At 66.2% G+C, this 12,736-nt stretch carries 7 protein-coding genes; 4 read left to right on the plus strand and 3 right to left on the minus strand.

The genetic code is table 11. The features are described from left to right. The first annotated feature begins 440 nt into the window (after nucleotides 1–440). Both HT136_RS07355 and HT136_RS07360 read left to right on the plus strand, forming a co-directional pair. Entirely contained in the window at nucleotides 441–3,431 is a 2,991-nt protein-coding gene (locus HT136_RS07355; RefSeq protein WP_214198924.1) for a TonB-dependent receptor plug domain-containing protein, read from the plus strand. 153 nt (nucleotides 3,432–3,584) lie between these two features. Next, nucleotides 3,585–5,900: a beta-glucosidase gene (locus tag HT136_RS07360; protein ID WP_214198925.1), complete on the plus strand. Its 2,316-nt coding sequence runs from the start codon at nucleotides 3,585–3,587 to the stop codon at nucleotides 5,898–5,900. On the opposite strand, the gene HT136_RS07365 is transcribed toward HT136_RS07360, so the two are convergent. The 3 genes from HT136_RS07365 to HT136_RS07375 form a co-directional block, all read right to left on the minus strand. Next, on the minus strand, nucleotides 5,884–6,801 hold the full coding sequence (locus HT136_RS07365; RefSeq protein ID WP_214198926.1) for a helix-turn-helix domain-containing protein: 918 nt from the start codon (nucleotides 6,799–6,801) through the stop codon (nucleotides 5,884–5,886). The two genes, HT136_RS07360 and HT136_RS07365, sit on opposite strands and share 17 nt — an antisense overlap. Before the next feature lie 78 nt (nucleotides 6,802–6,879). Next, entirely contained in the window at nucleotides 6,880–8,016 is a 1,137-nt protein-coding gene (locus HT136_RS07370) for a purine nucleoside permease (RefSeq protein ID WP_214198927.1), read from the minus strand. 133 nt (nucleotides 8,017–8,149) lie between these two features. Next, nucleotides 8,150–10,648, minus strand: coding sequence for a TonB-dependent siderophore receptor (locus tag HT136_RS07375; RefSeq protein WP_246543438.1), 2,499 nt, complete (start codon nucleotides 10,646–10,648; stop codon nucleotides 8,150–8,152). Nucleotides 10,649–11,146: 498 nt separating this feature from the next. Between HT136_RS07375 and HT136_RS07380 the strand changes: the two genes are divergently transcribed. Both HT136_RS07380 and HT136_RS07385 read left to right on the plus strand, forming a co-directional pair. Further along, nucleotides 11,147–11,353, plus strand: a complete 207-nt coding sequence (locus tag HT136_RS07380; protein WP_214198928.1) for a hypothetical protein — start codon at nucleotides 11,147–11,149, stop codon at nucleotides 11,351–11,353. Next, complete coding sequence (locus HT136_RS07385; protein WP_214198929.1) at nucleotides 11,350–12,711, plus strand: AtzE family amidohydrolase; 1,362 nt, start codon at nucleotides 11,350–11,352, stop codon at nucleotides 12,709–12,711. Before HT136_RS07380 ends, HT136_RS07385 begins: the two co-directional genes overlap by 4 nt. Nucleotides 12,712–12,736: the final 25 nt, after the last annotated feature.

The raw sequence follows: 12,736 nt of genomic DNA on the forward strand, positions 1-12,736 counted from the left end.
CCGTGCCCCTCGAAAAGCCCCTCCTGTCTGAGCGCGAATAAATTTTTTTTATAATGAATTAAATTGGGATTGCCGCGTCGCGCGTGTCGCTGGCGGGGGTTGGCCAAGCCTTGACCCAGCTCCGCTTGATCCGCGTGTTGCAGTGCACCTCAATGTTCATTGCCTATGATAAATAGCGAAAAAATGCGTTTTTAAACGATTGTTCTGAGGCTTTTCCCAGGGTCCCATGGTGCAAGTGCGCGACCGTTCGGGCACCGTGTCGATCCTGTGGGGGCGCTGTCGTTTCAGGTTGCGTATAAATTTCAGTATGTATTTTTTATTTTACAACATGTGGCAATTCGCGTTAGCCAAGTAGGCGACGGGCACATAGGGGCGTCCGTCGGTTCAAGGGCCTCCGCGAAAAAGACGGGGCCGGGGCAAAAAACAAATGGGAGGGGTCAATGCTTGATCCAAAACGCGTTTTCCGCCTGTCGTCGGGTGTCGGAAGCTTCGTGCTTGCGCGCGCTTTGCTGGGGGCGGCCACCGTCCACGCGCAGGCCGCGCCGCCACCGCAGCCGGCCGGGACGAGCGAAGAGCAGTCCGACAGCGCCGACGCAGAGGACCCCGCCAGCATAACCGACAAGAGCGACCTCGATCCCGCGTTCGAGCGCGAGATCATCGTCACCGCGTCCACCGGCACCAACATCTCGGGCGTCAAGCCGGTTGGCAGCGAGGCGGTCGTGATGGACCGCAACGCGATCCTGCAGACCGGCAAGAACAGCGTGGCCGACGTCGTTCGCACGCTGCCCCAGATGCAGAACCTGGGCTTCGACGAGGCCGCGACCGGGGCCAACGCCAATGCCAGCGGCAACAGCAACCGCGGAACCACGCTCAACTTGCGCGGCATCGGCTCGAACGCGACGCTGATCCTCGTCGACGGGCACCGCGTGGCGCCTTCGGGTGCGGCCAATTCGTTCACCGATGCGGTGCAGGTGCCGGTGTCCGCGCTCGAACGGGTCGAGGTCGTCGCCGACGGAGCCTCGGCGATCTACGGCTCGGATGCGATCTCGGGCGTGGTCAACTACGTGCTGCGCAAGAAGTTCGACGGGATCGAACTGGGCGGGCGCTACAACTTCAACAAGTACTACGACGAGTTCGCGCTGAGTGCAGTCGGGGGCCTCGCCTGGGATTTCGACGGGCGCGAAGGCAGCGTGATGGTCGCCTACGAGCATTCGGAGCGGGGCTACGTCGCGCGTGGCAAGATTCCCTACTTGCGCCAGGACTTGCGCCGCTACGGCGGTGCCGATTTCCGGATCGTGGGCAACGTTGCCTCGCCGGGCAGTCCGGGCAACATCGTGGTGCCCTCGGGCGCCTTCGGCCAGCCCGGCGCGACCAATCCGGCCTTCCCCGAGGCGGGCGGCTACATCTATTACGCGATTCCATCCGGGACCACCGGGGTTCCCTCGGTCGACAGCCTCATCGCCGACAGCGCGAACCTCGTCGACCGGTCGGACTACGAGGACTTCCTGCCCAAGTCGCGGCGCAACCAGGTGGTGGTCTACCTCAACCAGGAACTGACCGAGGACCTCGAGTTCTACAACCAGACCTTCTACAACAAGCGCCAGCTCTGGACGCGCACGTTCCTGCCCAACAACACCTCGTCCTCCTCGTTCGACGTGACCATCCAGCCCGGCACGCCCTATTACATCGAAGGCATCCCCGGGGTGGCCGCGGGCTCGTCCTATACCGTGCAGTACAATCTTGCCGCGCACATGGCGAACGGCCCGGCCTTCATCAACTACAACCCCGAGGAGACGATTTCGACCACCACGGGCCTGCGCGCCAAGCTGTTCTCCGACTGGGAGGGCGAGGTCTATTACACCTACGGCCAGAACAAGACCTGCGGGGTATGCTACCTTGGCAATTTCGTGAACGGCGACAGCGACAGCGCATTCAACGCGGCGGTCAACCAGGGCCTGATCAACCCTTATTCGGATGCGCAACTTACCCAGGACCAGCTCGACCTGATCCTGGGCACCAACTACCAGTATTCGCAGAACTATTTCCACGACGTGGTGGCCAAGGTGAACGGTGCGCTGTTCGACCTGCCGGGCGGCACCGTCAAGATGGCGCTGGGCGGCGAATACACTTTCACCATCAACAAGCTGCAGAACGGGGCCTCGCGCGGGCCGGACAACATCCTCGATGCCAGCAACGATGCCAATTCGCGCCGCACGCGTACGCAGTACGCCGCTTTCGGCGAGCTCTACGTGCCGGTTATCTCGCCCGACATGCACGTGCCGCTGATGGACGAGTTCCTGGTCAACGCCGCGATCCGCTACGATGACTATTCCGATTTCGGGGGGACGGTGAACCCCAAGATCGGCGCGACCTGGACGATCAACAACGACCTCGCGCTGCGGGGTTCGTGGGGCACCTCGTTCCGGGCACCGGGCCTGCCCGAACTCGAGCCGGGACTGTTTTCGGTGGCGGTGCAGGTGCCGGTCTATCCCAACAATTCGGGGCGCGACGACATCGCGCTGATCGCGGGTCTGCCTTATTCCAACATCCTCATACGCCTGGGCGGCAATCCCGAGCTCAAGGCCGAGAAGGGCACGACCTGGTCGCTGGGCGCGGACTTCACCCCCAGCTACGTCCCGGGCCTCAAGATCTCGGGGACGTATTACCGGATCGAATACAAGGACCAGATCCTGGGCGTGCCCTGGGCCTCGTTCCTCACCAGCCCCGAGACGGCGAGCGTCTACAGCGACTACATCGTGCCGATTTCCAACGGGGCTTCGTGCGTCAACGGGAACTCGTCGACTTATGACCCCGCGCTCGTGCCCTTCCTCGAGAACTTCCTGTACGGCTCGGCCAGCATCACCAACCCTTGCGGTATTTCGGTGGTGCTCGACGGGCGCTACCAGAACGTGGCGACCGCGGTGCAGACGGGCATCGACTTCCAGGCCGACTACATGATCCCGACCGACCTCGGCACGTTCCTGCTCGGAGGAAGTTTTACCAAGATCCTCAAGAACGAACAGCAACTGGCGCCCGGACTGCCCACGTTCGACGCGCTCGATCGCATCAACTATCCGGTCAGCTTCCGTGCGCGCGGCAACCTGGGCTACCTCAACGGCCCGTTCTCGGCGACGCTCTACATGAACCACGTGGGCGGCTATCTCAACGACCAGCCGATCACGATCCAGAACGTCGTCCAGCCCAACAGCCAGGTGCCCTCGTGGACGACCTTCGATCTCTCGATCGGCTTTGCCTTCGACGATGACGCGCGCTGGGATTTCATGCGCGGGGTGCGCTTCTCGACCACGGTGCAGAACCTGTTCGACGCCGATCCGCCCATCGTACTCAGCGGGCAGAGCGCGATCGATATGCGCAACGCCAATCCCTATGGGCCGATCGTGCAGTTCTCGCTGACCAAGGCCTTCCATTGAACCCGGATTCGCATGGCGGACGACAGGACTTCTGCGCCTGTCTGCCCGCTGTGTGAATTTGCCACGTAAGCCCATAGATGTAATCGCAAAAGTCGCTAGTCTTCGAGCCGAGAGGTCCATGCCTGGGCCAGGCTCTTTCCCGGAGGTACCCTGATGAAATCCGCGCTTACGGCCGGAACGGCGATCGCCGTGCTGCTCGCATCGTCCCTGATCCCCTCGCTCACCGCGGCGGCGCAGGCCGCACCCTCGGGCAAGAGCGCCCCTGTTGCCGTGAAGGAGCGCCCCTGGATGGACACGAAGCTGCCGGCCGAACGCCGTGCGGACCTGCTGCTCGCGCAGATGACCCTCGACGAGAAGATCGCCATGTTGCACGGACCCATGGCCATGCCTTTCGGCGGGGCGACGCTGCCCGAAGGCGCGATCGGCTCGGCCGGCTTCATTCCCGGCAACGCGCGCCTCGGTATCCCCGCGATCAACGAATCCGATGCGAGCCTGGGCGTTACCAACCCGGGATCGGTGCGCGGCGACAAGGACCTGTCGAGCGCGCTTCCCTCGAGCCTGGCGCTGGCGGCGACCTTCGATCCGGCGATCGCGCGAGCGGGTGGCCAGGTGGTGGGCACCGAGGCGCGCGCCAAGGGCATCAACGTCCAGCTCGCAGGCGGTGTGAACCTCCTGCGCGATCCGCGCGGCGGGCGCAATTTCGAGTATCTGGGCGAGGATCCGCTGCTCGCAGGCACGCTTGCGGGCGCCTCGATCGCGGGTATCCAGTCGACCGGCGTGGTCTCGACGATCAAGCACTTCGCGATCAACGCGCAGGAGCACTTGCGCATGACCGCCAATTCGGTGATCGACGAGGCGCCCTTTCGCGAAAGCGACCTGCTGGCTTTCGAAATCGCCATCGAGCAGGGCGACCCCGGCTCGGTGATGTGCGCCTACAACATGGTGAACGGCGTCTACGCCTGCCAGAACGACCACTTGCTCAACACCGTCCTCAAGAAGGACTGGGGCTACAAGGGCTGGGTCATGTCGGACTGGGGGGCGGTGCATGGCCTCGAGGCCTTCACCGCCGGGCTCGACCAGCAGTCGGGTGAGCAGCTCGACAAACAGGTGTGGTTCGACAAGCCGCTGAAGGCGGGCGTGGAAGCCGGGACGATCCCCGTGGCGCGTCTCGACGACGCGGTTCGGCGGATCCTCTCGGCGATGTTCGCGCATGGCCTCTTCGACAATCCCCCCGTCAAGGGCCCGATCGATTTCGCCGCCCACATGAAGACGGTCCAGAAGGAGGCCGAGGACAGCATCGTCCTGCTCCAGAACCGCGACAACATCCTGCCCCTTGCCCGCACCGCCAAGCGCATCGCGGTGATCGGCGGCCATGCCGATGCGGGCGTACCTTCGGGCACCGGCTCCTCGCAGGTGAGCACACCCTACCAGGAGAGCCCGTTCCCGCCGCGCAGCGTGCCGCTGGGCGGCGAGGGGATGATGGCGGCCTTCGCGCGCGTGGTGTTCCATCCCTCCTCGCCGCTTGCCGCAATCCGCGAGATGGTGGGGGCCTCCTCGCAGGCCGCGATGGGCATCTACCCCGGCGAAAAGGCCAAGGCGAGCGATGCGGTGGTGACCTTCGACACCGGTTTCTACCCGCAAGCGGCGGCGCAGGCGGCGAGCAAGGCCGACCTAGCCGTGGTCTTCGTCTACCAGCCCTCGGGCGAGGGCGAGGACGTGCCCGACATGTCGCTCCCCTTCGGGCAGGACGCCCTCGTCGAGGCGGTGGCCAAGGCCAATCCCAACACCGTGGTCGTGCTTCAGACGGGCAATCCGGTCGACATGCCCTGGGCCGACAAGGTCAAGGGCATCGTCCAGGCCTGGTATTCGGGCAACAAGGGCGGCGAGGCGATCGCGCGCGTGCTGTTCGGCGAGGTGAACCCCTCGGGCCGACTGCCGCTGACCTGGCCGGCGAGCGCCAGCCAGCTCCCGCGCCCGACGATCCCCGGCTGGGGCGAACCCGAGGGCACCAAGGTCGACGTCGACTACAACATCGAGGGCGCGGACGTCGGCTATCGCTGGTTCGCCCGCAAGGGGGCGACCCCGCGCTATTGGTTCGGACATGGCGAGAGCTACACCAGCTTCGCGCACGAAGGGCTCAAGCTACGTGGCGGCAAGGCGCCGAGCGCGAGCGTGACCGTGCGCAACACCGGCAAGGTGGCGGGCAGCGACGTGGTCCAGCTCTACCTCGTCGCGCGCCCGGGTGGTTCGGCGCGGCGCCTGCTCGGCTTTACCAAGGTCGCGTTGGCGCCGGGTGAGAGCCGGACGGTGACGCTGCCGATCGACCCGCGTCTGCTCGCCGATTTCGATGCCAAGGCGAAGGCCTGGACGATCGCCTCGGGCACGTACCGGATCGGCGTCGGGGTCGATGCCGGAACGGTCGAGGGCGTCCAGGCCGTCGCGCTGCCGGCCTTCACGTTGAAGCCTTGAGCGCGTCGGGGACGCCCGGCTGGGTGGCGGCGTCCCCGGCCGTTGCAAGCGCGGCGCCGGACTTGTCCTGCTGCGGGCGGTGCCCACTCATTCGCTTGTAGAAGCGCGAGAAGTACGAGGGATCGGAGAAGCCGAGATCCTCGGCCACTTGCACCACGCTGGCGCTGGTGAAGCAGAGCAGGCGCTGGGCTTCGAGCAGCAGGCGCGCGTGGATGAGGTCGCTGGGCGTGCAGTCGAGCGTGCGGCGGCAGATCCGGGTCAGGGTCTTGCCGCTGACGCCGAGCCGTTCGGCGAACCATTCGACCGGGCGGTGCTCGGTCAGGTGCTGTTCGATCAGCCGCCGGAAGCCGGCGAGGCGCGCGTCGTCGGGAAGCGTCGGGCGCTCGGCGGCCCCGCGCTCTTCCAGGCTGCGCACGAGCGCTTCGGCTAGCGCCAGGAACAGGGCCGAGGGGCTGCGCCAGTCGGTCTGGAGCGCGAGCATCTCGCGGCACAGCCAGTCGACGCGCTCGGTCGCACTGGCCGCGATCGATCCGCTCGCCCCCAGCGTCAGCATGCGCCGCAAGGGGTCCTCTGGCGATGTCCCGCGCGCCAGGAAGCCGCCCGAAAGCGAGAGGACGAAGCCGCGCGTCTCGGGCTGGAAGTGGAAGCCGTGCACGCTGCCGATGGGAATGGCCATGAAGCAGGGTCCGGATAGGTCTTCCGCGCGCCCGTCGCAGCGAAACGAGACCTGTCCGTGCGATACCAGCAGGATCTGCACGCTGTGCAGGTGGCGATGCGCGCCGATTTCCCAGTCGAGCAGCGAACTGCGCGCCGCGATCGTCTCTATGTGACCGAACTGCGCGGGTGCATCGCCGGGGTCTTCACCGTAGAGGAGGAACGTGGGGATCGTGCTGGGGGTCATCGGGCCTGTCCGTAGAGTGCCCGATGATTGGCATGCGCGAGAGGGGCTGTCGAGCCCGGCCGTGTGCGGGGGAAGCGATCAGGGTGTGGCCGTTGCGTAGCGGTCCCAATGGGTGAGGAGGTCGTCGACCAGTACCGAGCCGACCGTGTAGAGGTTCTCGACGGCCGCCTCGAGCCCGGCATAGCCCTCGTTCTCGCGCAGCAGGTAGCTGGTGGCATCGGTGCCGGGCGGGGGCATCGTGTAGTTGGACCCGGCGCGCAGCACCAGCACCCGGTCGCGGTCGGCGCGCCCGGCGGCGTCGAGGTAGGTCATCGCCTGCATAACCCCGGTGTCCTCCATGGCCGATGTGACGAACTCGCCCTTGCCCTCGGTCCAGGTCTTGACCCAGTGGTTGGCCCAGTCGGTCATGCGCGCGCCATGCCAGAAGGTCATCGCCGAAAGCTGCTCGCCCTCGAGTACGAAAGGTGGGCGCTGCGCCTTGGGGAAGCCGCTGAACTGCGCGCGCTCCTTGGCGATCGCCGGGCTGTCGGGCAGCTGGACCGCCCGGATGCGCGCGAAGGCCCAGCGCTCCAGCGTGGGATTGATCGCGAAGACTTCTCCGCCCGAGCGATCGAGCGGGGTGGTGGTATCGTTCGGTCCTTGCGTACCGCGCGGGAAATAGCCGTATTTCCAGTCCTTGGGGATTTCGCGCGGATCGATTTCGTGGGCGAGGTCGCCATCCACGACATAGCGCGCGAGCGCGACCGAGCCGATCGAGGCGTCCGCCGGGTCGATCCCCGCGATCCCGGCGACCAGCCAGTAGGCCTGGCGCAGGTCGAAACGCGGGTCGAGGCCGAGCGCCATCGTCGCGGCGGTGGAGCGTGCGGTGCCCACCCCCGTGACCACGCCCAGGACCTGCGTCTCGGGGTTGTAGTAGAGGTCGTGGAAGCCCTGGGGGAAGGGAATGCGCAGGGACAGGCCCCGCCGCTCCTTCCAGAGCTGGAATTCGCCCGCCGCATCGCCTTCGTCCGCACCGATCTCGAAGAGCGAGACGATCACCACCCGAACGGGCAGCGGATGGGCGCAAGGGTAGGCGGGCTTGCACGCGGCAAGCGCCTGTTCGGCCAAGCTCCGGGCATCGCCTTGCGCGCGCGCCGCAACCGGGAGCAGGACAAGGTTGGCGAAGGCGAATGCGCAGGCGAGCACCAGGGCGGCGGGGAAGCGGAATCGGGGCATGGCGGGACTCGTCGAAAAGGCCCAGACAAGGCAGCCGGAACCCGTGGACGCCAGATGGCAGACGGGTTCCGGCCGGAGGGGCATGAGGAGTTGGAGGTGGCAGGTGTGTCGGCCACCTCCGGCTCGGGGGAATTCAGAACTTGTATTCGATGGTCGCCTGGATGTTGCGCGGCACCTGCGGAAGCACGATGTCGGCCCCGAACAGGTCCTGCCCGCCGGCGCGGAAGTAGCGCGCGTTGTTGGCGTTCTTCACGACCGCGCGGAACAGCCAGGGGCCGGTGGTGAACGAGGCGCCCAGGTTGACCAGCCAGTAGGAGGGCAACTTGTTGTTCTGCGCATAGTCCGAGTAAGTCGAATCGACGTGGCTGACATCGGCGTTGAGCGCGATACCGTTGTCGAAGGCATAGGTCGCGGTGCCCGAGACCACGTTCTGCGGCAGGCCGGGGCGGCGCGCCTTGGCCTTGCTGTCGAAGTAGACGAGGCCGAACTGCGAGCCGCCGAAGAACAGCGCGGGATCGATCCCGGCAAGGCTCTCCGCGCCATAGTAGTTGAAGTAGGAGCCCGCTTCATAGGCGCCGATGTTGTAGACGTTGAGGTGGGTGAACGAACTCGTCACCAGCAGGTGCTCGTCGACCGACCAGCGCATCTCGGCCTCGATGCCCTTGCTCTGCAGGATCTGGTTGGTGAGCGAGCTTTCGGCGGCGGCGGCGGTGCGCTTCTGGTTGTAGATCGAGACCGCCGCGTAGAGCCGCTTGTCGAGGAATTCGCCCTTGATGCCGCCTTCGAGCAGCTTGGATTTGCCGAGCACCTGGCCACCCAGGATATTCTTCACATAGAGTTCCGAGCCTTCGCCCGCGACGATGGTGCTCTGGCGCGCGATGGTGACGTAGGGGATGAGCCCGATGGGTGACTTGTAGGACGCGCTCACGTTCCACGAGAAGCCGTTCTCGCTGCCCGAGGCGCTCGAGACGTCGCCTACGTTGCCAGAAATATCACCCGGTGCGTACTTGTCGAGGATCGCGCGCGAGACTGCGTGGACGCGGTCGTAGCGCGCGCCCGCGATCACATCGAGGCCGAAGTTGAAGTCGAGGTCGACGAGCCCGGCAAGGCCGAGATCGGTGTAGTGGCCGATGAGGTAGTCGGAATAGTCGCAGTCGCATTCGGTGGCGAGAAGGCGGGTCGAGCGTGCATCGTAGCCGACCGTGATGTCGGGCCGGTTCCAGAGCTCGACGCCATAGTCGTCGCCGAAGTGGAAGTGGGTGTAGCGCAGCGAGGGCGAGAGCTGGAGCGAGATCTTGGCGGCCGAGGTGTCGAAGCTGTCCGAGATCACCAGCTTGTTCTCGGCCACGTAGGACTTGAACGCTTGCGCGAAGCCGTAGGCGTTCTCGTTCAGGTTGTCGCCGCCGTCGTAGAACATCTGGTTCTTGATCTGGAGGTTGCCCGCGCCCTGCCAGATGAGATCGAAATAGGCGGTCTTCTGGGTGTTGTTGAGGCGGTCGTTCTTGCCGGTCAGCGTGGTCTTGCGGCTGATGTGGGTGGTGCCTGCGTTCTCCAGATTGAGGTCGGTGTTGGCGTTGAAGCAGGCGGTGGACAGGCCGCTCGAATCGGGCACGAAGACGCCGCAGTTGTAGCTGCCGTACCAGGCGAGGCCGTTGCCGCCGTTGGCCGCACCCGCCTCGGCGCGCGAAATCTTGCCGTCGCCGTCGGTGTCGAGCTGGCTGCCCACGCCCGTTACGTAAGTGCCGTTGTCGATCAGGTCCTGCGTCACACGGTTCCAGCCGCTGTTCTGCACCGAGTTGTACTTCTGGTACATGACGCCGAATTCGGTGCGCAGGCTGGAGGTGATGTCGGTCTCGAAGGCGGCCGAGAACAGCGCGTTGTGGGTGAAGACGTTGTCGTAGTAGCTGCCCGAATGCTCGACTTCGCCGTAGACGCTGTAGCCGAATTCGTGGTTGCCGATCCGTCCGGGGCCGGTCACGTTGGCCTTGAGCACGTTGCGGCTCCAGCTGCCCGTGTCGTAACTGACGTAGCCGGTGGTGTCGCCCGAATAGGACCCGTCGGAAGCGCGCGCGGTCTTGGGCACGAAGTTCATGTAGCCGCCGATCTTGGACGGCCCGTAGATCACCGAGGCGGGGCCGCGCACGATGTCGATGCGGTCGGCGGCCCCGATCGGGGTCGAATAGTTGCCCGGGTTGTCGAGGCGCAGCATTCCGCGGAAATAGACGTCGCTGGGCGCGCCGCGGATGTCGAGCGCGCCGCCGGTGCCGAAGAACGAACTGGTGAAGATGCCCGGTGCCTGCGAGACGAGGTCGTAGATCTGGGTGATGCCGAAGCGTTCCATCTGCTCGGAACTGACCGTCGAGGCCGAGCGCGGGGTTTCCGCGATCGTCTTGTCGAAGCCGAACACCGTGCCCACGTCCTTGATCGGCAGAGCGTCGAGCGAGCCGGTGACGATGATCTCGTTCGCCGGGTTGGCGTTCGGCGCTTCGGGTTGCTGCTGCGCGAAGGCGGGGGTCGTGAGGGCGGTGCAGCCCAGAAGGCCGGCGGACAGGCCCAGGAGCGGGCCGCGCCGAGTGCGTGAACGCGGCTTGGGACGCGTGGCCTCGCCAGCAGGACGATGCAGGTGAATCATGATAGGCCCCTCATACGAATTGGCGGCGCGCCGGCCCTGACCAGCGGCCTTGGTTCTGTTCTTTGGTGCCTTCCGGTCTTCCCCTTGCCCATGAAAGGATGTGTCAGCGAGTATTTCGCACTTGTGGCGAATTTCTTTCCCGCTGCTCCCTATTCTGGGGAAGTAGGGCTAATCGCGCTTTGCCGTGCAGGCAAATGCAATGAATATTACAAGGTGTTGCCGAAATGTGAGCGCCTGTAGCATGCGCAGAACATCGCGCGACGCCATGGGTACGCGAAAGGGCGCTCTCTTTTTTGCAACAATCCGTCCAGATCATTGCGTTTGCTAGATAGGCCTGGCCTCGGCAGGAGACGCGGATGCGACGTATTGCCCAGATACCCGAGGTCGGTTGCTGATGCCAGCCCGGCTTTCCCGCCGCGTGGCGCGCGGCCACCTTGTTTGCGCCCGCCAAGGGCGCCATGATCGCGGGCAGCTGTTTCGTGAAGGAACCCGCGCCCGATGCAAGAACCGACCGTGACCGGGCCCAAGGGGGCCATCGTCCCGCGCAGCGCCGAGGCGATCGCAGAGGCCGCGGCGCGCCGCGGGGTTGTCCTGCCGGCGGCCTGTCGCGAGGGCGTCGCGCAGAACATGGCACTGCTCGAGGCGCACCTTTGGAGCATGCGTGGATACGAGGCATCCGACCGGACCGGCGGGGAGGGGGCATGAAGAGCGCTCTTGCCATCGCGCAATCCGTACGTTCGGGGCAGGTGCGGGCCCTCGACGTGCTCGAGGCCTGCCTTTTGGACATTGCCGACAGGGCCGCGCCGCTGGTGGCGATCACGCGGCTTCTGGCCGATCGGGCCCGCGCCGAGGCGCGGGCGGTCGATGCCAGGGTGGCGCGGGGCGAGGACCCGGGCCCGCTCGCGGGCGTGCCTTATGGCGTCAAGGACCTGTTCGATCTGGCGGGCCTGCCCACCACCGCCGGTGCGGCCTTTCGCGCCGATGCGCCGCCTGCCGCGCGCGATGCCGAGGCGGTGCGCCGCCTGCGCGAGGCGGGCGCGGTGCTGGTGGCCAGCCTCAACATGGATGAATTCGCCTATGGTTTCGCGACCATCAACGCGCACCTTGGCACCACGCGTAATCCGCATGACCTCTCGCGCCTTGCCGGGGGCTCCTCGGGCGGGTCGGCGGCGGTGGTCGCGGCCGGGCTCCTGCCGTTCGCGCTGGGTTCGGACACCAACGGGTCGGTGCGCGTTCCGGCCAGTCTGTGCGGGCTCTACGGCCTCAAGCCGACCCACGGGGCGCTGCCGTTGGAAGGGGTATTCCCCTTCGCGCAGAGCTTCGACGACGTCGGGCCCTTCACCGCCTCGCTGGCCGACATGGTGGTGCTCTGGGAGGTGCTGACCGGCACCCGGGTGCCCACGCGGGGCGACTGCGCACCGATCCGGGTGGCGCGCCTGGGCGGACGTTTTCGTGCGAACGCCGATCCCGACCAGCTTGCGGCGATCGACGCGATCGCGGGAGAGCGGCCTCTCCTTGAAATTCCCGAGATCGCGCGTGCGCGCTCGGCGGCGTTCCTGATCACGGCCTGCGAGGGCGGGGCGCTCCACCGCGCGACGCTCGCCACGCAGGCGATGGACTACGACCCGCAAGTGCGCGACCGGCTGCTGGCGGGCGCGCTCCTGCCTGAAGCGCTGCGGACCGAGGCCGAGGAATTCCGCAGCGAGTACCGCGCCAAGGTCCTTGCACTGATGGCCGATCAGGACGTGCTGCTGGCCCCGGCGACGCCCTGCACCGCGCCCCTGATCGAGGATCCGCGCATCCGGATCGATGGCGAACTGCGCCCGGCGCGCGCGGACCTGGGCATCCACACGCAGCCGATCACGTTCCTGGGGCTGCCCTCGCTGGCGGTACCGCTCAAGCGGCCGGGAGGCTTGCCGCTCGGACTGCAATTGATCGGCAAGCCGGGCACCGAACCCGTGCTGTTTGCCTTCGCCCGGGAGCTGGAAGACAAGGGAATGATCGCGGCCACGCCGCCCGGCGCGCCGTTGCCCGCCGGAACACGCATGGGGGGATTGACGTGAGCCAGAACGAGGCGCCGCAGGGTGC

The sequence above is a fragment of the Novosphingobium profundi genome, from assembly GCF_018491765.1.
Lineage (GTDB): Bacteria > Pseudomonadota > Alphaproteobacteria > Sphingomonadales > Sphingomonadaceae > Novosphingobium > Novosphingobium profundi.

Excerpts from the sequence above, each read along its gene's own strand:
- HT136_RS07355 (WP_214198924.1), top strand. The coding sequence starts at position 441 with ATGCTTGATCCAAAACGCGTTTTCCGCCTGTCGTCGGGTGTCGGAAGC.
- HT136_RS07360 (WP_214198925.1), top strand. The coding sequence starts at position 3,585 with ATGAAATCCGCGCTTACGGCCGGAACGGCGATCGCCGTGCTGCTCGCA.
- HT136_RS07365 (WP_214198926.1), bottom strand. The coding sequence starts at position 6,801 with ATGACCCCCAGCACGATCCCCACGTTCCTCCTCTACGGTGAAGACCCC.
- HT136_RS07370 (WP_214198927.1), bottom strand. The coding sequence starts at position 8,016 with ATGCCCCGATTCCGCTTCCCCGCCGCCCTGGTGCTCGCCTGCGCATTC.
- HT136_RS07375 (WP_246543438.1), bottom strand. The coding sequence starts at position 10,648 with ATGATTCACCTGCATCGTCCTGCTGGCGAGGCCACGCGTCCCAAGCCG.
- HT136_RS07380 (WP_214198928.1), top strand. The coding sequence starts at position 11,147 with ATGCAAGAACCGACCGTGACCGGGCCCAAGGGGGCCATCGTCCCGCGC.
- HT136_RS07385 (WP_214198929.1), top strand. The coding sequence starts at position 11,350 with ATGAAGAGCGCTCTTGCCATCGCGCAATCCGTACGTTCGGGGCAGGTG.